This window comes from Streptomyces sp. NPDC030165, from assembly GCF_055573595.1.
In genome coordinates this window covers 315,085-332,926 of record NZ_JBVIBD010000004.1, presented here as the reverse complement: position 1 = coordinate 332,926, position 17,842 = coordinate 315,085, and the positions used below count along the sequence as shown (strand labels likewise).

Annotated in this window: 15 protein-coding genes, 1 tRNA gene and 2 pseudogenes; 11 read left to right on the top strand and 7 right to left on the bottom strand. The window is 68.9% G+C overall.

Annotated elements, in window-relative coordinates:
* Positions 1 to 159 precede the first annotated feature (159 nt).
* Complete coding sequence (locus tag ACZ4Z1_RS10440; protein WP_468486155.1) at positions 160 to 624, bottom strand: RidA family protein; 465 nt, start codon at positions 622 to 624, stop codon at positions 160 to 162.
* Positions 621 to 782: a DUF4177 domain-containing protein gene (locus ACZ4Z1_RS10435; RefSeq protein WP_003981536.1), complete on the bottom strand. Its 162-nt coding sequence runs from the start codon at positions 780 to 782 to the stop codon at positions 621 to 623. The genes ACZ4Z1_RS10440 and ACZ4Z1_RS10435 overlap by 4 nt, the downstream gene beginning before the upstream one ends.
* A 162-nt stretch (positions 783 to 944) precedes the next feature.
* Here ACZ4Z1_RS10435 and bagA point away from each other — a divergent pair, with 162 nt between their 5' ends.
* Entirely contained in the window at positions 945 to 1,940 is a 996-nt protein-coding gene (gene bagA, locus ACZ4Z1_RS10430; protein ID WP_468486154.1) for an ATPase BagA, read from the top strand.
* Positions 1,937 to 3,373 carry an ATPase BagB gene (gene bagB, locus ACZ4Z1_RS10425; RefSeq protein ID WP_468486153.1) on the top strand — a complete coding sequence of 479 codons (1,437 nt, stop codon included), beginning with the start codon at positions 1,937 to 1,939 and terminating at the stop codon, positions 3,371 to 3,373. Before bagA ends, bagB begins: the two co-directional genes overlap by 4 nt.
* Positions 3,374 to 3,812: 439 nt before the next feature.
* Here bagB and ACZ4Z1_RS10420 read toward each other — a convergent pair whose 3' ends face one another.
* Positions 3,813 to 4,205, bottom strand: coding sequence for a WhiB family transcriptional regulator (locus tag ACZ4Z1_RS10420; RefSeq protein ID WP_468486152.1), 393 nt, complete (start codon positions 4,203 to 4,205; stop codon positions 3,813 to 3,815).
* 595 nt (positions 4,206 to 4,800) lie between these two features.
* Here ACZ4Z1_RS10420 and ACZ4Z1_RS10415 point away from each other — a divergent pair.
* Positions 4,801 to 7,005, top strand: a complete 2,205-nt coding sequence (locus ACZ4Z1_RS10415) for a transglycosylase domain-containing protein (protein ID WP_468486151.1) — start codon at positions 4,801 to 4,803, stop codon at positions 7,003 to 7,005.
* Positions 7,006 to 7,087: 82 nt separating this feature from the next.
* On the opposite strand, the gene ACZ4Z1_RS10410 is transcribed toward ACZ4Z1_RS10415, so the two are convergent.
* Positions 7,088 to 7,552, bottom strand: coding sequence for a GatB/YqeY domain-containing protein (locus ACZ4Z1_RS10410; RefSeq protein ID WP_468486150.1), 465 nt, complete (start codon positions 7,550 to 7,552; stop codon positions 7,088 to 7,090).
* 133 nt (positions 7,553 to 7,685) lie between these two features.
* Here ACZ4Z1_RS10410 and ACZ4Z1_RS10405 point away from each other — a divergent pair, with 133 nt between their 5' ends.
* The 6 genes from ACZ4Z1_RS10405 to ACZ4Z1_RS10380 all read left to right on the top strand — a co-directional run bounded on the left by ACZ4Z1_RS10405 (position 7,686) and on the right by ACZ4Z1_RS10380 (position 12,342).
* The gene (locus tag ACZ4Z1_RS10405; protein WP_468486149.1) at positions 7,686 to 8,624 is read left to right on the top strand and encodes a metallophosphoesterase; all 939 of its coding nucleotides are present in this window, start codon (positions 7,686 to 7,688) and stop codon (positions 8,622 to 8,624) included.
* Positions 8,625 to 8,753: 129 nt separating this feature from the next.
* Complete coding sequence (locus tag ACZ4Z1_RS10400; RefSeq protein ID WP_468486148.1) at positions 8,754 to 9,569, top strand: Pr6Pr family membrane protein; 816 nt, start codon at positions 8,754 to 8,756, stop codon at positions 9,567 to 9,569.
* 12 nt (positions 9,570 to 9,581) lie between these two features.
* Positions 9,582 to 9,655, top strand: a tRNA-Pro gene (locus ACZ4Z1_RS10395).
* Positions 9,656 to 10,019: 364 nt separating this feature from the next.
* Positions 10,020 to 10,268 carry a hypothetical protein gene (locus tag ACZ4Z1_RS10390; protein WP_468486147.1) on the top strand — a complete coding sequence of 83 codons (249 nt, stop codon included), beginning with the start codon at positions 10,020 to 10,022 and terminating at the stop codon, positions 10,266 to 10,268.
* A gap of 314 nt (positions 10,269 to 10,582) precedes the next feature.
* A complete protein-coding gene (locus ACZ4Z1_RS10385; protein ID WP_468486146.1) occupies positions 10,583 to 11,218 on the top strand; it encodes a hypothetical protein in 636 nt (211 codons plus the stop codon).
* 32 nt (positions 11,219 to 11,250) lie between these two features.
* The gene (locus tag ACZ4Z1_RS10380; RefSeq protein WP_468486145.1) at positions 11,251 to 12,342 is read left to right on the top strand and encodes a helix-turn-helix domain-containing protein; all 1,092 of its coding nucleotides are present in this window, start codon (positions 11,251 to 11,253) and stop codon (positions 12,340 to 12,342) included.
* Between the two features lie 955 nt (positions 12,343 to 13,297).
* Here ACZ4Z1_RS10380 and ACZ4Z1_RS10375 read toward each other — a convergent pair.
* Both ACZ4Z1_RS10375 and ACZ4Z1_RS10370 read right to left on the bottom strand, forming a co-directional pair.
* Positions 13,298 to 13,621, bottom strand: coding sequence for a hypothetical protein (locus ACZ4Z1_RS10375; RefSeq protein WP_468486144.1), 324 nt, complete (start codon positions 13,619 to 13,621; stop codon positions 13,298 to 13,300).
* Positions 13,618 to 14,796, bottom strand: coding sequence for a Shedu anti-phage system protein SduA domain-containing protein (locus tag ACZ4Z1_RS10370; RefSeq protein WP_468486143.1), 1,179 nt, complete (start codon positions 14,794 to 14,796; stop codon positions 13,618 to 13,620). The genes ACZ4Z1_RS10375 and ACZ4Z1_RS10370 overlap by 4 nt, the downstream gene beginning before the upstream one ends.
* 211 nt (positions 14,797 to 15,007) lie before the next feature.
* On the opposite strand from ACZ4Z1_RS10370, the pseudogene ACZ4Z1_RS10365 reads away from it, so the two are divergent.
* Together ACZ4Z1_RS10365 and ACZ4Z1_RS10360 are read left to right on the top strand one after the other, a co-directional pair.
* Positions 15,008 to 15,412, top strand: a pseudogene (locus ACZ4Z1_RS10365) (arsenate reductase/protein-tyrosine-phosphatase family protein).
* A 417-nt stretch (positions 15,413 to 15,829) separates the two neighbouring features.
* A pseudogene (locus ACZ4Z1_RS10360) lies at positions 15,830 to 16,984 on the top strand (sensor histidine kinase); the annotation flags it as partial.
* A gap of 47 nt (positions 16,985 to 17,031) precedes the next feature.
* On the opposite strand, the gene ACZ4Z1_RS10355 reads toward ACZ4Z1_RS10360, so the two are convergent.
* Positions 17,032 to 17,805, bottom strand: coding sequence for a class I SAM-dependent methyltransferase (locus ACZ4Z1_RS10355; RefSeq protein WP_468486142.1), 774 nt, complete (start codon positions 17,803 to 17,805; stop codon positions 17,032 to 17,034).
* Positions 17,806 to 17,842 lie beyond the last annotated feature (37 nt).

The window sequence follows — 17,842 nt, the reverse complement described above, 5'->3', positions numbered from 1 at the left end:
GGGGTCGCGCATACGGAAGCGGGGCGGGCCCGGTTTCCCCGGCCCGCCCCGCCCAGTCGTACGCGGTCGCGCGCGATCACAAACCGACCACAAACACAGCCGTACGCGGTCGTACGGGCCCGTACGTGATCGCCCTCAGTCGTACGTGTCCGCCCGGCGTCAGTCCGCGACCTCGACCTGCATCTCGACCTCGACCGGCGCGTCGATCGGCAGCACGGCCACGCCCACCGCGGAGCGGGCGTGCACGCCCTTGTCGCCCAGGACCTCGCCCAGCAGCTCGCTGGCGCCGTTGATGACGCCGGGCTGGCCGGTGAAGCCGGGGGCCGAGGCGACGAAGCCGACGACCTTCACGACCCGCACGATCCTGTCGAGGTCGCCGACGACGGACTTCACGGCGGCCAGCGCGTTCAGCGCGCAGGTCGCGGCCAGTTCCTTGGCCTGCTCGGGGCTGACCTCGGCGCCCACCTTGCCGGTGGCCGGCAGCGCGCCGTCCACCATCGGCAGCTGGCCGGAGGTGTGGACGTACGCGCCCGAGCGCACCGCGGGCTGGTACGACGCCAGCGGCGGCACCACCTGGGGCAGCTTCAGACCCAGCTCGGCGAGCCTGTCCTCCACCGCGCTCATGCCTGCTTCTCCCGCTTCAGGTAGGCCACCAGCTGCTCGGGGTTGTTCGGCCCCGGCACGACCTGGACCAGCTCCCAGCCGTCCTCGCCCCAGGTGTCCAGAATCTGCTTGGTCGCATGCACGAGCAGCGGCACGGTCACGTATTCCCACTTGGTCATGGGGCCGAGCGTAATGCCTGTACGGACGGCCCGCGGCAGCGGCGGGCGCGCACCGGCGCCAAGCGGCCCGCCCCGCGTGCACCACATTCAGCACGCCCCCGGCGCACAACCCGACGCCGGTCCCGTGCGTAGCCCGCCGCCGGACTGGTTAGGCTCCTTGGCGTGAGCAGGCTCCATGTCGTCAGCGGCAAGGGCGGTACCGGCAAGACCACGGTCGCCGCTGCCCTCGCCCTCGCCCTGGCCACCGAGGGACGCCGTACCCTCCTGGTCGAGGTCGAGGGCCGGCAGGGCATTGCCCAGGTGTTCGAGACCGAGGCGCTCCCCTACGAGGAGCGCAAGATCGCGGTGGCGCCGGGCCCCGATGGCGGCAGCGTGTACGCGCTGGCCATCGACGCCGAGCGGGCGCTGCTGGACTACCTCCAGATGTTCTACAAGCTCGGCGGCGCGGGCCGGGCCCTGAAGAAGCTCGGCGCGATCGACTTCGCCACGACCATCGCGCCCGGACTGCGGGACGTCCTGCTGACGGGCAAGGCGTGCGAGGCGGTGCGCCGCAAGGACAAGCGCGGCCGGTTCGTCTACGACGCCGTCGTGATGGACGCCCCGCCCACCGGCCGCATCACCCGCTTCCTGAACGTCAACGACGAGGTCGCGGGCCTGGCCAAAATAGGGCCGATCCACAACCAGGCACAGGCCGTGATGCGCGTCCTGAAGTCTCCCGAGACAGCCGTCCACCTGGTGACGCTGCTGGAGGAGATGCCCGTACAGGAGACCGTCGACGGCATCGCCGAGCTGCGCGCCGCCGGGCTGCCGGTCGGCGGCATCGTGATCAACATGACCCGGCCCGAGGTGCTGGACACCGGCGAGGTCGACATCGCCGCCAACGGCGCGCGCCGGGGCATCGCCGAGGCGCTGGCCGAGGCGGGTCTGCGCGGCGGCCGCCGGGGCGCGGCCGGTGTGAAGTGGGCCGACGGGCTCATCGACCCCCTCCTCGAAGAGGCCCGCGAGCACGCGCAGCGCGTCGACCTGGAGCGGGCCGAGCACGCCGAACTGGCCGGACTCGACCTGCCCACCTACGAGTTGGAGCTGCTCCCCGAGGGAGTGGACCTCGCCGGGCTGTACCGGCTCGCGCGAGACCTGCGGAAACAGGGGCCCATATGACCGCGGACGCAAGTCTCCCGGACGACAGCACCCCGGACGCCGACGCCGCTCCGGCCGGGCGCGCCGCACCGCCCGCCGCCGAACACGGCGCGCTGGACTCCCCCGCCGCCCTCCTCGAAGTGGATTCGCTGCTCGACGACCCGCGCACCCGCATCGTCGTCTGCTGCGGCTCCGGCGGCGTCGGCAAGACCACGACCGCCGCGGCCCTCGGCGTACGCGCCGCCGAGCGCGGCCGCAAGGCCGTCGTGCTGACCATCGACCCGGCCCGCCGGCTGGCGCAGTCGATGGGCATCTCGGAGCTGGACAACGTGCCCCGCCGGGTCAAGGGCATCGACGAGAGCGCGGGCGGCGAGCTGCACGCGATGATGCTGGACATGAAGCGCACCTTCGACGAGATCGTCGAGGCGCACGCGGACGCCGAGCGGGCCCGCGCGATCCTGGAGAACCCCTTCTACCAGTCCCTGTCGGCCGGCTTCGCGGGCACGCAGGAGTACATGGCCATGGAGAAGCTGGGCCAGCTGCGCACCCGCGACGCGTGGGACCTGATCATCGTCGACACCCCGCCCAGCCGCTCCGCGCTGGACTTCCTGGACGCGCCCAAGCGGCTCGGGTCCTTCCTGGACGGCAAGTTCATCCGGGTGCTGATGGCGCCCGCGAAGGCCGGCGGGCGGGCCGGGATGAAGTTCCTCAATGTCGGTATGTCGATGATGACCGGCACCCTCAGCAAGATCATGGGCGGTCAACTGCTGCGGGACGTCCAGACGTTCGCCGCCGCCATGGACACCATGTTCGGCGGCTTCCGTACGCGCGCTGACGCCACGTACCGGCTCCTCCAGGCCCCCGGCACCGCGTTCCTCGTCGTGGCGGCCCCGGAGCGGGACGCGCTGCGCGAGGCCGCGTACTTCGTCGAACGGCTGGCCGCCGAGCAGATGCCCTTGGCCGGACTCGTCCTGAACCGGGTGCACGGCAGCGGCGCCGCCCAGCTCGGCGCGGAACGTGCGCTGGCCGCGGCGGAGGCCCTGGCGGACCGGGACCGGGCCGCCTGCGAGGACGACGGCGCTCCGGGACCGTCCGGCGGCCGGTCTGAAAATCTTGGTGACGGCGGCATTGTGGATCTAGCAGCCGGGAAGGCTGATTCTCGTACCGCCGACGGCCACTCCCCCGCCGCGGCGGACCCACACACAACAGACGGTTCCCCGTCGGCAGCGCGGCTCGCCGCCGGGTTGCTGCGGCTGCACGCCGAGCGGATGCACGTACTCGCCCGCGAGCGGCGTACGCGCGACCGCTTCACCGCGCTGCATCCCGAGGTCCCGGTCGCGGAGATCGCCGCGCTGCCCGGAGACGTGCACGACCTCGCGGGGCTGCGCACCATCGGCGCCCGCCTCGCCGGCCAGGGGCGGGCGGCGGACGACGGGCGGGGCGCCGGAAGCTGACCGGGGCGGAGCACCGCCTCCCCACCGTTTCAGCGCTGCCGCCGAACCGGACGGGCGGAGCACCGTACGCGCCCACGCCTGACCGCAACAGGGACTCAAGGTCCCGTACGCGGCCCAAGAGGCCGTAGGAAAAAAACCGGGTGGCGACCTGGGGAGCAGCGGTCAAGGCTCCGAACGCACGGCTCAGAGCTCCTGGCTCAGGGCTCCCGACTCAGGGCCCCGACTCGCGGCTCAGGTCTCCGGATTCAGGACTCAGGGCACGGGGAGAAGGCTTACGCCGTCCCGAGCCCTCCCGGCACCGAGGAGCCAGGCACCGGGTCCTACCGCACCGCGCACACCGAATCGCACTCCGACCACAGCCGGACCGCTCGTCGGCCACTCCGGCCCACGCCGAATACGCCCGTGGACCGCGCGGCCCACGGCAGACGGCTGCCGCTGCCTAGCCGACCGCGGCGTAGTCGCCGTACGTACCGTCGTAGCGGTTGCCGTACGTGTTGTCGTAGGTGGTCTCGTACGTCTCGTCGTCCTCGCAGTCCACGGGCAGGATGCCGGTGCTGCGCTCGTATTCCGTACGCGCCGTCTCCAGCAGCCGGCGCCACGAGGTGACGGTCGGGCGGCGGCGCAGCAGCGCCCTCCGCTCGCGCTCGGTCATGCCGCCCCAGACTCCGAACTCCACGCGGTTGTCCAGGGCGTCGGCCAAGCACTCCGTCCGCACCGGGCATCCGGTGCAGACCGCCTTGGCCCGGTTCTGGGCCGCGCCCTGAACGAACAGCTCGTCCGGATCGGTGGTGCGGCAGGCTGCCTGTGTACTCCAGTCGGTTACCCAGCTCATGCTGGCGCCGTCCTCTCCCGAATCGAGGCTCCCCCACGGCGGCAAGCGGCATATTCACCGTTGCCAGTTGAGGACGTTACGGAAGGCGAGCAGGGCGCAACACCCCCTTCGGGCCCAATCTTGAATGGCCCGAACGGACTATGCGTACGCGGCAGATCACCCAACGGAGTGAGCCGGTGGCATACGCCACGTTCCCGGCAGCATGGGGCAGTTCACCACCGCCACAACGGGTTTTCGGCGACAGAAGCGGACGTACGGGGCGCTCTGCGCACACGAAGGCGGGGTTGACGAAGCGACGTGATCTCTCTGCCGCGCCGGACGGGATCAGGTTAAACGAACAGATGCGCCCCTGTCCGGCGATTGAGAACGTAGCTACATCGGGAAGTCGCACCGGGCCGGTCGCCACCGGCGCCACCGCGGTCACAGCACGGCCGGAGGACCACGTCGGCCACCCGCGCCCCTCCCGTCACCCCGCACCACTTCAAGCCACCCGAGACCCCTTCAGGCCAGCCGGAACCGCACGCCCCGATACGCGGACGTCCCGAGCCAGCCCCGCTCCCTCGGGACGCCGCACACGAGGGCTTAGGCTGCCCTCATGGGTAAGAAGCGCGACGGCGGGGGTCTGACCAAGACCCAGCAGGCCGCTAAATTCCTGGGTGTCAGCGTCCTGGCCGGAGCGGTGCTGGCGGGCCTGGCCCTCCCCGCCGCCGGCGCGCTGGGCCTCGCGGCCAAGGGATCGGTCGAGGGCTTCGACGAGATCCCCGCCAACCTCAAGACTCCACCGCTGAGCCAGCGGACCACCATCCTCGACGCGAACGGCGGCGAGATCGCCAAGGTCTACTCGCGCGACCGCACCGTGGTCGGCCTCAAGGACATGTCGCCGTACGTCCAGAAGGCGATCGTCGCCATCGAGGACGCGCGTTTCTACCAGCACGGCGCGATCGACCTGAAGGGCATCCTGCGCGCGCTCAACAAGAACGCGCGGTCCGGCGGCGTCTCCGAGGGCGCCTCGACGCTGACGCAGCAGTACGTGAAGAACGTCTTCGTCGAGGAGGCCGGCGACGACCCTGACAAGGTCGCCCAGGCCACCCAGCAGACCATCGGCCGCAAGGTCAAGGAGCTGAAGTACGCGATCCAGGTCGAGGAGGAGCTGGGCAAGCAGAAGATCCTTCAGAACTACCTGAACATCACCTTCTTCGGGCAGCAGGCGTACGGCGTCGAGGCCGCCGCGCAGCGGTATTTCAGCAAGCACGCCAAGGACCTGACCCTGGACGAGTCCGCGCTGCTGGCGGGCATCGTGCAGTCGCCGAGCCGGTACGACCCGGTCAACGACCCCAAGGAGGCGCAGCGCCGCCGGAACACCGTGCTGCAGCGGATGGCCGACACGAAGGCCGTTACCCAGGCCGAGGCCGACGCCGCCGCCAAGAAGCCGATCAAGCTGGACGTCAGCCGCCCCAAGAACGGCTGCATCACGGCCGGTTCGGGTGCCGGGTTCTTCTGCGACTACGTACGCGAGGTGCTGCTGAACGACCAGGCCTTCGGCAAGACCCGCAAGGAACGCAGCAAGCGCTGGAACCAGGGTGGCCTGACGATCCGTACGACGCTCGACCCGCAGACCCAGAAGGCGATCCAGTCGGCCGTCACCGGTCAGGTCTACGACAACGACCCCGTCGCCGCCGCGGCGACGATCGTCCAGCCCGGCACCGGAAAGATTTTGGGCATGGGCCAGTCACGCCCGTACGGCTTCGGTCAGAACCAGACTCAGATGAACCTGTCCGTCGACCAGAAGATGGGCGGCGGCGCGGGCTACCAGCCCGGCTCGACGTTCAAGCCGGTGATCGCGGCGGCGGCCCTGGAGGCCGGCAAGAGCCCGGACCAGTCGTACTCGTCGCCGTACAAGATGCAGTACCCGAGCCCGGTCTCCACCTGCACAGGGCAGTGGACGGGCAACGACCCGGTCTCGAACGAGAACACCTCCGAGGTCGGCCCGTACAGCATGAAGGAGGCGACCGCGAAGTCGGTCAACACCTACTTCGTGCAGCTGATCAGCGACATCGGGATCTGCCCGGTGACCAAGATGGCCGACAAGATGGGCATCAAGCGCTCCAACGGCAAGCCGGTGGAGCAGAGCCCCGCCATCGCGCTGGGCTCCCCCGAGGTGTCCCCGCTGATCATGGCCAACGCCTACGCGACCTTCGCCAACGAGGGCGTCCACTGCTCCCCGGTCGCCATCGAGTCGATCACCGACGCGACCGGCAAGGCGCTGACCGTACCGAAGACCAGCTGCCACCGTGCGATGTCCCAGCAGACCGCCAAGACCATCAACGCGCTGCTCAAGGGCGTGGTCGAGGACGGCACCGGCAGGCAGGCCGGCCTCCAGGGCCGGGACAGCGCGGGCAAGACCGGCACCACCGACAGCCGGTACGCGGCCTGGTTCACCGGCTACACCCCGAACATGGCCGGCGCGGTGTGGGTGGGTGACCCGGCTCACAAGCGCCGGATGTTCGACATCACCATCGGCGGCAACTTCCACGACAAGGTGTACGGCGGGGACACCCCCGGCCCGATCTGGCGCGAGGCGATGTCGGGCGCGCTGTCCGGCAGGCCCGCACCGTCGCTGCCCACCGTCCCGCTCGGCGACGCCGGCAAGGACAAGGACGACGGCAAGAACCGCGGAGGCGGCGGCCGCCACGACCGGCCCGGAGGCGGCCACGGCGGCGGCCATGGCCACGGCGGCGACAAGCCGGGCGGCGGCTGGGACATCCCCGGCTTCCCCGGGCTCTTCGGGGGGACGGGCTGACGTCAGCCGGCCCGTGACACACAAAGGCGAGCAGGGGCGCCCCCACCGGGTGGGGGCGCCCCTGCTCCGTACTGCCGTTCCCTCAGCCCGCGAGCAGCTTCTTGACCGCCGCGGCCACCCGGCCGCCCTCGGCCCGGCCCGCGATCTTCGGGTTGACGATCTTCATGACGGCGCCCATCGCCTTCGGGCCCTCGGCGCCGCCGCCCTTCGCCTCCGCCACGGCCTCGGCGACGATGTTCTCCAGCTCCTCGTCCGAGAGCGGCTTCGGCAGGTACTCGGCGAGCACCTCGCCCTCCGCGCGCTCCCGCTCGGCCGACTCGGCGCGGCCGCCCTTGTCGAACGCCTCGGCGGCCTCCCGGCGCTTCTTCGCCTCCCGCGCGACGATCTTCTCGACCTCGGCGTCCGACAGCTCGCGCGCCTCGGTGCCCGCGACCTCCTCCTTCTGGACGGCGGTCAGGGTGAGACGGAGGGTGGAAGAGCGCAGCTCGTCACGGGCCTTGATGGCCGTGGTGAGGTCGTCCTGCAGCTTCGACTTGAGCGTGGTCATGACGTCGAGTATGCCCGTACGCAGCGCCCGGCGCTCCACCATTGCGTACGGGTGAGCAGGCGTGACGTCCCGACGGGCGCCTGATCCACTCCCTGTGGGCACCCTCCCCCCTCCCTCTGCCACGATGGGAACCATGCGCGCCCGTTACGGAGTCCCCCTGTCCATCGCCGCGGCCGGTGCGGCGGGCCTGGCCTACGCCGCCGGATTCGAAGTCCGCTCCTTCAGACTGCGCCGGGTCACCGTGCCCGTTCTGCCGCCCGGAATGCGGCCGTTGCGCGTCCTGCAGGTCTCCGACATCCACATGGTCAGCGGCCAGCGCAAGAAACAGCGCTGGCTCCAGTCGCTGGCCGGGCTGCGCCCCGACTTCGTCATCAACACGGGCGACAACCTCTCCGACCCCGACGGCGTCCCCGAGGCACTGGACGCGCTCGGCCCGCTCATGGAGTTCCCGGGCGCGTACGTCTTCGGCTCCAACGATTACTACGGCCCGAAGCTGCGCAATCCCGCCCGCTACCTGATCGAGAAGGCCCAGAAGCGACACGGCCTGAACGGCAACCCGCCCGCCGTCGGCGTCGTCCACAACCCCTGGGAAGACCTGCGCGACGCCTTCGACACGGCCGGCTGGGTCAACCTCTCCAACACCCGCGGCCGCCTCAAGCTGGACGGCTCGGCCGGCGGCTTCGAGATCGCACTGACCGGCCTGGACGACCCGCACATCAAGCGGGACCGCTACGCCCGGGTCGCCGGCGGCCCGGAGCCCGACGCCGACCTCTCCCTGGCCGTCGTCCACGCCCCCTACCTGCGCTCCCTGGACGCCTTCACCGCCGACGGCTACCCGCTGATCCTGGCCGGCCACACCCACGGCGGCCAGCTCTGCATCCCCTTCTACGGGGCCCTGGTCACCAACTGCGACATCGACCCGGACCGGGTCAAGGGCCTGTCCACCCACACCGCGGGCGGCCACACCTCCTTCCTCCACGTCTCCGCGGGCTGCGGCACCAACCGCTACACCCCGGTCCGCTTCGCCTGCCCCCCGGAAGCGACACTCCTCACACTGACGGCACGGGACTGAGCCACCGGGCGGCCTCCGACGTACCCGTACCACCCCACGGGTACGTCGGCCCCTCCCGCTCCGTCCCCCTCCCCCGCCAATTCGCACACACCTTCCACATCGCCCCCCACTCCCGTCTAGCGTGGGGGGATGATCGACCCGACCAGCGCACGCGTCCCGAGCTCCCGTCCGCCCCAGGCCACCTCGCACGCCTCCACCCGGTACGCCCGGGGAGCGGCCGCCGCCTCGGCCCAGACCCCGGCCTCCGCGGTCGTGCCCCCGGTCCGCCGCCCGCTGGCCGCCGCCTTCCGCCTGCTGATCGCGCTGGCCGCGCTGACCGGCCTCGTCCTGGACATCGCGATCACCCCGGACCTGGGCCGCCTCTTCAGCTACTTCACAGTCCAGACGAACATCGCCGTCACCGTCTTCTTCGCCTGGTCCTCCTACCGCGCCTGGTCCGCGCGCCCCCCGATCTCCTCCCGCATCAGCGGCGGCGTCCTCCTCTACATAGCCATCACCGGTCTCGTCTTCCACCTGGTGCTCACCAACGACTCCAGCAGCTTCTCGATGACCGGCACCCCGGAACACGACACCGTCCGCACCATCTCCACCCACCTCCTGCACACCGTCACCCCCATCGGCGCCGCCCTCGACTGGCTCCTGCTCACCGCCCCCCGCGGCTTCCGCTGGCGCCACGCCGCCCAGTGGCTCGCCTACCCCTTCCTCTACCTCCCCTTCGCCCTCCTCCGCGGCGCCCTCCTCACCCCCGGCACCGAGGGCCGCTACCCGTACCCCTTCCTTGACGTCGACCTCCACGGCTACGCCGGCATCGCCCTGAACACCCTCATCTTCGGCTCCGCCTTCTACGCCCTCGCCCTGATCCTCGTAGCGATCGACCAGGTCAGGCCCCAACCCCGTCGCCCGGAGAACCGGATTTCACCTATGGGGATCGGTCCGCTAAAGTAGAGCTCGTTGCTTCGGGGTGTGGCGCAGCTTGGCAGCGCGCTTCGTTCGGGACGAAGAGGTCGTGGGTTCAAATCCCGCCACCCCGACTGAAGGAACACCAGGTCAAGCCCGGTACTGAGAGATCAGTACCGGGCTTGACCTGTCGTACGACCCCGTTTTGGGAGCCAACTTCAGGATCCGACTCCCGGGCGACCCCATCCCTCCCCCGCTGAGGCAACGGCCAGCACCTCGCCGAGGGGCCGCCGAGCGCACGGGCGAGTGAGGTACGCCACAGCGCAGGGTGAATGTCAGGCACGGGCATTGCGCACCTGCACAACAGTCACAGCGACACTGAGCCGTCCCCAGAGGAACATCCCACCGTTTCCTGAGTGAAACGCCTCGGTGTCCACTCAGGAAGAGCCCGCCCTGTTCAGTCACTTAACACCCGCTCTGTCCAGGCAGCGAGCGGGCTTGGCTGTTCACGGCGGTGATGAAGGGCCGTCCAACACCGCCCGCCCCCTCGGTGGCATCTGCGGCATCGCCGGCACCTTGCCCCTCCTCGACGACCTCGCCCGATTCCTGCAGCACATGCTCGACCCCACGGCCGCCCCCACAGCACCGGGATGCGGAGCAAGCTGGGTCGAGGAATCGCTCAGTGTCCAGACCGGAACCCTGGAGCCCGTGCGCGGCCTCTTCTGGCAGCCTGCCCCCCGGCACTGACCCCGCAAATCGCACATACGAGCACTACAGCTTCACGGCACCGGCATGCGGATCTCCCCCAAACAGGGAACCTGGGCTACTGACGAACAAGCCCTACTACACCCGCGACCGCGAGCCGTTGACGGCTGTCCGCAACGCCTTCCGCGAACTCGCCTTCAGCTGCCCCTTCTACGCACAGCACAGAAGCACCTCGCCAAGAACCAACCCTCTTGAGACACCAGAGGGAACACGCGTACGATTGCCTCGGGTTTCAGAATTCGCACCTCGGTCGAGGTATGATTTCTGAAACTTGAGACGCTTGGAGGGAACGAACCTTGGCACAGCTCGACCCCCAGCGACACGCCAGGCAGCTTGCCGAACTCGGCGTGTCAGTCGATCTGTTCACTGTGGCGTTAGGGATGGCAGTCGAAGATGTACGTGGCTGCACGGACTTCGACGCTCCTGCCGCACGAGGCTTCCTCTTCTGGAGCCGCGCGAACCGCTACCTGGCTGAGGTGCTGGTGCCCGACGGCTGGGCACGCACGTCACGAGACAGCATCCTCCGCGTGATTCACCCGGACCGCACTCACGCCATTACGGCGATCAGCGCCGAGGGCGGAGTCGCGAACCTGAAGAAGCCGGTGAGATCGAAGAACCCCAAGGGTCCGGCAATGGCACGCATGGTGGAGAAGAACGGGCAACTGTCGTTCGTCTCCCGCGACGAGCTGCTGTACGGGGTGGAGTTGGACCAGATCCCGACCTGGTGCCTGCTCTACAGGCGGGACCAGGGTGAGGTCTTCGCCGAACTGTCCCTGCCAGTGAAGATGAACGGCAAGTTCGTCGACGAGTGGCACACCCGTATACCCATCAGCCTGCCGCCCATGGACGACCCGGGCTTCGACATCTCCCTCGACGATCCCGGCGACGGAGAGGCTCCGGAGGTCGTCGTGGAACTTCTGGGGGAGAATTAACTGGTCAGAGCAAGACATGGGAGTTGAAGCACGTGTTCACGCCAGAGCGGCTGGTCCTCGCGCGCAAGCGACGGCGCATGACCCAAGCGGCCCTGGCTGCGGCCTCTGGGCTCTCTGCGCAAAGCATCAACGCCTTCGAGAAGCACCGGAAGGCCCCGTCCGCAGACACGCTCTCCACCTTGGCGAACGCCCTACGCTTTCCCGTGTCGTTCTTCCAGGCACCGCCGGCACCAGAGATGCAGCTGGACGCAGTCAGCTTCAGGGCACCCACAAAGATGAGCGCCCTGGAGCGGGACGCCACACTTGGATCTGGTGCCGTGGCCTCCACCCTCAACGCATGGCTGCAGGAGCGGTTCCGCCTGCCCGCCCCCAACGTGCCTACCTACCCCCACCTCGCTCCTGAACAAGCTGCCGAACAAGTCCGGGCCGCGTGGGGACTGGGCGAAGGCCCCGTACCCAACCTCGTACACCTCTTGGAGGCCAATGGCGTACGGGTCTTCTCCCTGGCTCCCGACTGCCTCGACGCCGACGCCTTCTCTACAACGCACGCCGGCACGCCCTACATCTTCCTGAATACACGGAAGACCGGAGAACGAGGCCGGTTTGACGCTGCCCACGAACTCGGCCACCTCGTCCTGCACTCCGAATACAGGCTCCCCCGCGGCCGTGCAGCCGAGCCGGAGGCCAACGCCTTCGCGTCCGCCTTCCTCATGCCCAAGGCCGGGATCATCGCCCAGCAACTGGGCGACGCATCAGTGGACCGGATCCTCAGCGCCAAACGGCGCTGGGCGGTATCCGCCATGGCTCTCACCTATCGGCTCCGCGATCTTGGGCTCCTCTCCGAGTGGAAGCACGCCCAGACGGTCAAGAAACTCGCGCAGATGGGCTACCGCAACGGCGAACCTAAGTCGCTCATGGCCCGCGAGAGCAGCCAACTCCTGGCCAAGGTCTTCGACGCTCTACGGGACAAAGGCATGACACCCGCCGAGGTCGCTGACCAGATGGGAATCCACCCCGAAGAACTCAATGACTACGTTTTCGGCCTCGTACCGATCAGCGTGCAGGGCGGGGGGCAGGTCTCGGACTCACCACGTCCTGGCCTTCGACTCGTACACGGGTACTGACGCAGAGGCCCACGCGGCTGCTGCGTGGGTGTCGAAGCCGAGCAAACCCCCTTTGAGAGCGCCTATGGACTATTGGGTGGCGTCACAGGTCTGGCAACGGCTTACCCCCGCGAGTTCGATGTTGCCCTCGGCCGCCTGGAGCGGATTGGACTCGGAGAGTCGGCGCCACGCGCCTGGGGCGGGATCGGTCACCCAGCCGAACTTCGGGGCCCGAATCTGGCTGTCCGAGAGGTGGGCGCATCCAGGTAGGTGGGCCTTGCCGCTGTCGTGGACAATGATCGCCCCCTTCGGCCAGCCTGCCCAGGTCGGCTCAACTGTGTCAGCCCGGCGACCAGGACGTCGCACTCCCCCATTCGGGGTGCAATCGGCGCAGTTGTGCATCTCATGGCGCTCGCAATACAGCATGGCCCTCCCCCTGCTCCTCGTCCGCTCAGCCAGCATAGGAGTGGCGCGCCTGCAGCTGCGCCGATATCACCACTGTCGCCATGGACGATCACAAGCAGCACGTCAAGGTCAGCACCATCCCCCTACCACTGCGGCAGCAACAAGGACAAAACAACCGGACTTCCACGGCCACCAGGAGATTGTCGGCCTCAAAGAGGCCACGGCCACAACCGCGGCAGTCGCGTACGACGATGGGGTCAGCACGTCAGCCGAAGCTGCGTGACGATGCACCGGGAAACGAGACGCCTTCAGCCTGCCGATCCCCACTCGATCGACACGGGGCACATGCCCCTTCTGGGAGCCGACCCGCTCACGGCCCCCCTTCGACACCTCCCGAGACCAATCAGCATCACGCCTCTGACCTGGGCAAACGCTTCCTCGCAGGCAAGACCACCCTCCGAACCTCATTCGGCACGAAGAGGCCGTGGCCCAAGTGCCGCCACCCCGACGGAGCAGCACCAGGTCAGGCGCCTACTGGATCCGGTATGCGCCTGACCTGCTTCTGTACGCTTCAGGCGCGCCCCGGGCGCAGATGGCGGGAGGCTGACAGGCAGGAGGACAGCCATGTCGCCTCAGAGCGGTCGATAATCAGGTCGGCCACGGTGATCATCCCTTCCATGGCTCCGTCGAGCCGTATCGAATGATCACCGACCCGGACCATCCCCCAGTCCGCGTCGCTGTGCCAGAGCCGGGCGGTCTTGTCGCCCCGCCGCTGGGCGAAGACGAGTTCCTCGCCATGCTCGTTCATGAAGTAGCCGACGTAGTCCTTGCCACTGATGGTGCCACCGCAGAGTCTCGCCAGGAGCGGCTCAATCGCGGGAGAGTCGTCGTTCATGCCGCGTGTCCCTCAACTTGGCCGGAGGTCTGGCCGGCTGACGAGAGCGCCAGCATCCGCTCCGCAGACTCCAGCAAGGTCTCGTAGGTGATCACTTCTATACGTGCCATGTGCGTGTTGTAGGTCCGCAGCGTGTCCGCTACCTGCTGGGGTGTGACCCCCTCACTCACGTACTGCGGACTCCCGATCACGACAGTCGCGGAAGCCCTGCGCGTGTCGACCCCGTACCGCGCAAGGATGGTTTCACGGCCCTCGTCCAAGGTCCGTAGGTAGTTCTGCGTCTGCGAGACGGCGCGGTGGACCGGGGCGCCCAGCATGAGTTGGCCGCTGGGCCGGATGACCAGTTTCTCGATGTTGGCGCGCTTGAGTTCCACCACGTGCAAGGAGCCGTCCCCTCGCAGCAGCGGAATGTCGAGAATGGTGTCCGGGGTGTACTGGCGGCGGGCCAGCTCAGCCACGAAGGCACCACCGAAGATCCACTCCTGGTTCTTCAGGCAGGCATGGAGGGCACCCTCAGAACTCTCGGGGCGGTCCACTGCGACACGCAGGGAGGCGAGACCCGCCCGCCTGGCCCGCAATTCCAGCAGCTGGGCCAGCAATCCAGCGTCCGCGTCTTCCAGGAACTCGCTCATCATCCGGGCGGTCTCGGCGGAGGCTGGCCGGGGCAGATCCCGCAGGATCAGCTCCATGTGCCCGAATTCCTGGAGGCGCTTGAGGTACTTGGCGGGCAGCTGGATTCCGCCCTCGCCGTCTCCAATACCCAGATGGACGGTGGACCGGGCGATGCCGCGGAAGAGAGCAAGGGCATCGGTGACACTCGCGTCAGGGTTCTCGGCGCGCAGCGCCTCCAGGGCGGAGACGGCACGATCGGCGCCCATGGCAGCCATCCGCCGCATGAACTCCTCACTCCGCTGCCGGGCCTCCGCGTCGTAGTAATTCTCAATGGTGTCGAGGAAGAGTTTGCCGCCCGCGTAGCCGGCGAACCTCTGGAAGCGCTGAGCTAGCGCGAACTCCTCATGGAGCAGGCACGCTTGGGCCACCTCCTCCAGAGCGTCCACCAGCGGTCTTCCCCTGCCGTACGTCCCGCCGAGGCCATCGCCCATGATGCGCAGCACCGCGTCGATCCGTTCATGCACGCCGACGTGCTTGGTGAGTTTTCGCGCTTCTTCGACCATGAGCCTGAGCGAGAAGCTGGACCGGAATATAGCCATACCGGGACTTTAGAAGTCGGCACTGACAACTGTGGGTTGCAGCAGTACGAGCAGGAGGCCCGGCACCTACGAATCTTCGTAGATGCCGCAGCTGTTCCGCCATCCAAGCCAGCTGGCTCCCACGCCCACTGCGCTGCTCCGAAGCCCCCTACCTCTCGCCCCCTTCCTCCCCCGCATACATCCCGTCCGCGTGTCCCGCGGTCAGGATGGTGTCCGTGAAGCCCGCTGTGCACACTTCTCCGCCCCGCGCCCCGGCAGCCCCGCCGACCGCATGGAGGTCCGCTCCGCGGGCTCCCCGCCCGCCGACCAAGTCAACCCGGCCGCCATCGAAGCCACGGCCGAACTAGGCATCGACCTCACCGCCGCCACCCCCAAGGTCCTCACCACCGAGGCCGTCCGGCATCCGACTACGTGGTCACGTTGGACTGCGGCGACGCGTGCCCGGTCTTCCCCGGCAGGACATGCCTCGACTGGCGGCTCGCAAGACCCCGCGGGCGAGGGCGTCGAGGTCATCCGCCCGATCCGCGACGCGATCAAGCAGCGCGTCGCGGCCCTGGCCTCCAAGATCGCTCCCGCGTAGTCGCAGGTCGTAGCGCCTGGGAGCCGTTTGTGAGCCGACCCGCTCCTCAAGCCCCCGCGGGACCACTCCACACCTACCCGCACCGACGCCCTGACAAGGGGGAATGCCATCCAAGCTGGTCGCGATCTCCGCCGACCCTCATTCGGGACGAAGAGCTCGTGGGTTCAAATCCCGCCACCCCGACTGAAGGAACACCAGGTCAGGGGCCTGATCCGCGAGAGCGGGTCGGGCCCCTGGCTTGTTTTGCGTGGTGTTTGGCGATGTGGTGGCCAGGGTGATGCACGTCTCACTCGCGCGTTCGCGTTTGTCGGGGCGCCCGCCCTGCCCTTACCTCCCCGTCTTCTCCTCCCCCACCCCGGCGATACTGCGATGGACGCTCCCGCTCCACCCCCCACGCTGTGAAACCGGAGAAGCACCATGTGGTCGATCCTGCCCAGACCTGTTCGGCGGCCGCCTGTTCGGTGGGGGCCGTTTGTGGTTGATGTGTTGTTGGTTGTGGTGGCTGCTGCTGAGTTGTTTACGTTGTTCGGGGCGTTGGATTGGGTTTCTGCGGTGGTTTGTGTGCCTTCGTTGGGGGCGTTGGTGGTGCGGCGGCGGTTTCCGGTGGTGGTGTTGGTGGCCACGTTGCCGTCGATGGCTACGGGGCATCTGTGGCTGGCGCCGATGATCGCGATGTTCACGGTGGCGTCGCGGTGTACGCGGCGGGTGGTGGTCGGTGGGGCGGCCCTGGCGTTGTTCGGGGCGGTGGTGTGGTCCGGGTATGCGGTGGGTGAGGAGGTCACGCACTGGGGGGACCATCTGTTCACCGTCGAGGTGGCCCTGATGTTCAGTGTCGGGCCGGCCGGGCTGGGGCTGCTGGTCCGTACGCGGTCGGTGTTGCGGGAACGGCTCGCGGAGCTCACGGCGTCGCAGGAGCACGGGCGGCGGCTGGAGGCCGAGCGGGCGGTGGCGCAGGAGCGGACCCGGATGGCGCGGGAGATGCACGACACCGTCTCGTACCACTTGGGGATCATCGCGGCACAGTCCGGGGCGCTGTGGGCGACCGCGCCCGATGACACGGTTCGACAGGACGCCGAGACGATACGGCGGCACAGTGCGGAGGCGATGGCCGAGCTGCGGGATGTGGTGGGTGTGTTGCGGAAGGGAAGAGAGGGGGTGGAGGGAGTGGAGGGGGTGGAGGACTCCGACTCCGTCAGCCTGGGGAATCTGCCGGGGCTGGTGGAGGGGGCTCGGCTGGGGGCCCGGTTCCGGTTCACGGCGCCGGCGGACGGGGCGACTTCGGCCGCGGTGGAGCGGGTGGCTTACCGGACGGTTCAGGAGGCGTTGACGAATGTGCGGAAGCACGCGCCCGGGGCGCCCGTCGTGGTCTCCGTGCGGCCGTCGGACGACGGGGATGTGCTGGTGGTGGAGGTGCGTAACGGGGCTGTTCCGGAGGGGCGGTCTGCTGTGGGGGTCACGGTGGAGGCGCCGGTGAGCGGGTACGGGCTGGCGGGGCTGGAGGAACGGGCAGCGCTCGTCGGTGGGGTGTTCCGGGCGGGGGCCACCGAGGAGGGTGGGTTCGTCGTGCGGGCCGAATTGCCGCTCGGGGGCCCTGCCGCCGGGAAGAGAGCGCCGGTGCGTCAGCCGGCTGTGGGTGACGAGGACGACCAGGGCGAGTCGGGGTCCGGTTCGTACACCGAGACGTGCCGCAGGCTGGAGGCGGTGTACGGGGTGCCCCACCAGTCTTCCGAGCGGTCGAGGAGCCGCATTCCGGACAGTTCGGCCAGTAGGTCGATCTCGAAGGGGAAGGCGTAGCGCAGTACGTGTTCCCGGGTCTCCGGTGCGCCGCCGTCGACGATGGTGTGGGTCGAGAGCATGAGCTGCTGCGAACGGTCCACGGTGAGGGTGTCCAGCATGACGGCCCGCTCGTCCAGGTGCCGCATGGAGAAGTCGGGCTTCTGGAGGTGGTGGTACGGCGCCGGGTCGAAGGCCTCCAGGATGAAGCGGCCTCCGGGGGCGAGCTGTTTGCGGGCCAGGCGGAGGCAGCCGAGCTGCTGGTCCTTGGTGATGGCTACGAAGAAGGTGTTGAGGACGAGGGTCACGGTGTCGAAGACCTGGTCGGTGCCCTCTTCGGTGAAGTCGCCGAGCTGCGTGGTCACCGTCCCCTGCGGGTCGCGTTTACGCAGCTCGGCGAGCATGGCCTCGGAGCCGTCGATGCCGTGTACGGTCAGGCCGCGCCCGGCGAGCGGGACGGCGATGCGCCCCGTACCGACACCCAGTTCCAGGACGCGGCCTCCGGGCGGGGTGTGCGCGGTGATGAACTCGACCGCCTGATCCGTGTCCTCGCCGATCGGGTACATCCGGTCGTAGACGCTCGCCAGTTTCTGGTCGTAGAGCGCGTTGCCGAGGGTCATGGTGATGGGCTCCGGGGAGAGGGGAGGAGGGAGAGGT

Excerpts from the sequence above, each read along its gene's own strand:
- ACZ4Z1_RS10405 (WP_468486149.1), top strand. The coding sequence starts at position 7,686 with ATGCGCGCCCGTTACGGAGTCCCCCTGTCCATCGCCGCGGCCGGTGCG.
- bagB (WP_468486153.1), top strand. The coding sequence starts at position 1,937 with ATGACCGCGGACGCAAGTCTCCCGGACGACAGCACCCCGGACGCCGAC.
- ACZ4Z1_RS10400 (WP_468486148.1), top strand. The coding sequence starts at position 8,754 with ATGATCGACCCGACCAGCGCACGCGTCCCGAGCTCCCGTCCGCCCCAG.
- ACZ4Z1_RS10435 (WP_003981536.1), bottom strand. The coding sequence starts at position 782 with ATGACCAAGTGGGAATACGTGACCGTGCCGCTGCTCGTGCATGCGACC.
- ACZ4Z1_RS10410 (WP_468486150.1), bottom strand. The coding sequence starts at position 7,552 with ATGACCACGCTCAAGTCGAAGCTGCAGGACGACCTCACCACGGCCATC.
- ACZ4Z1_RS10440 (WP_468486155.1), bottom strand. The coding sequence starts at position 624 with ATGAGCGCGGTGGAGGACAGGCTCGCCGAGCTGGGTCTGAAGCTGCCC.
- ACZ4Z1_RS10415 (WP_468486151.1), top strand. The coding sequence starts at position 4,801 with ATGGGTAAGAAGCGCGACGGCGGGGGTCTGACCAAGACCCAGCAGGCC.
- ACZ4Z1_RS10375 (WP_468486144.1), bottom strand. The coding sequence starts at position 13,621 with ATGAACGACGACTCTCCCGCGATTGAGCCGCTCCTGGCGAGACTCTGC.
- ACZ4Z1_RS10420 (WP_468486152.1), bottom strand. The coding sequence starts at position 4,205 with ATGAGCTGGGTAACCGACTGGAGTACACAGGCAGCCTGCCGCACCACC.
- ACZ4Z1_RS10355 (WP_468486142.1), bottom strand. The coding sequence starts at position 17,805 with ATGACCCTCGGCAACGCGCTCTACGACCAGAAACTGGCGAGCGTCTAC.
- ACZ4Z1_RS10370 (WP_468486143.1), bottom strand. The coding sequence starts at position 14,796 with ATGGTCGAAGAAGCGCGAAAACTCACCAAGCACGTCGGCGTGCATGAA.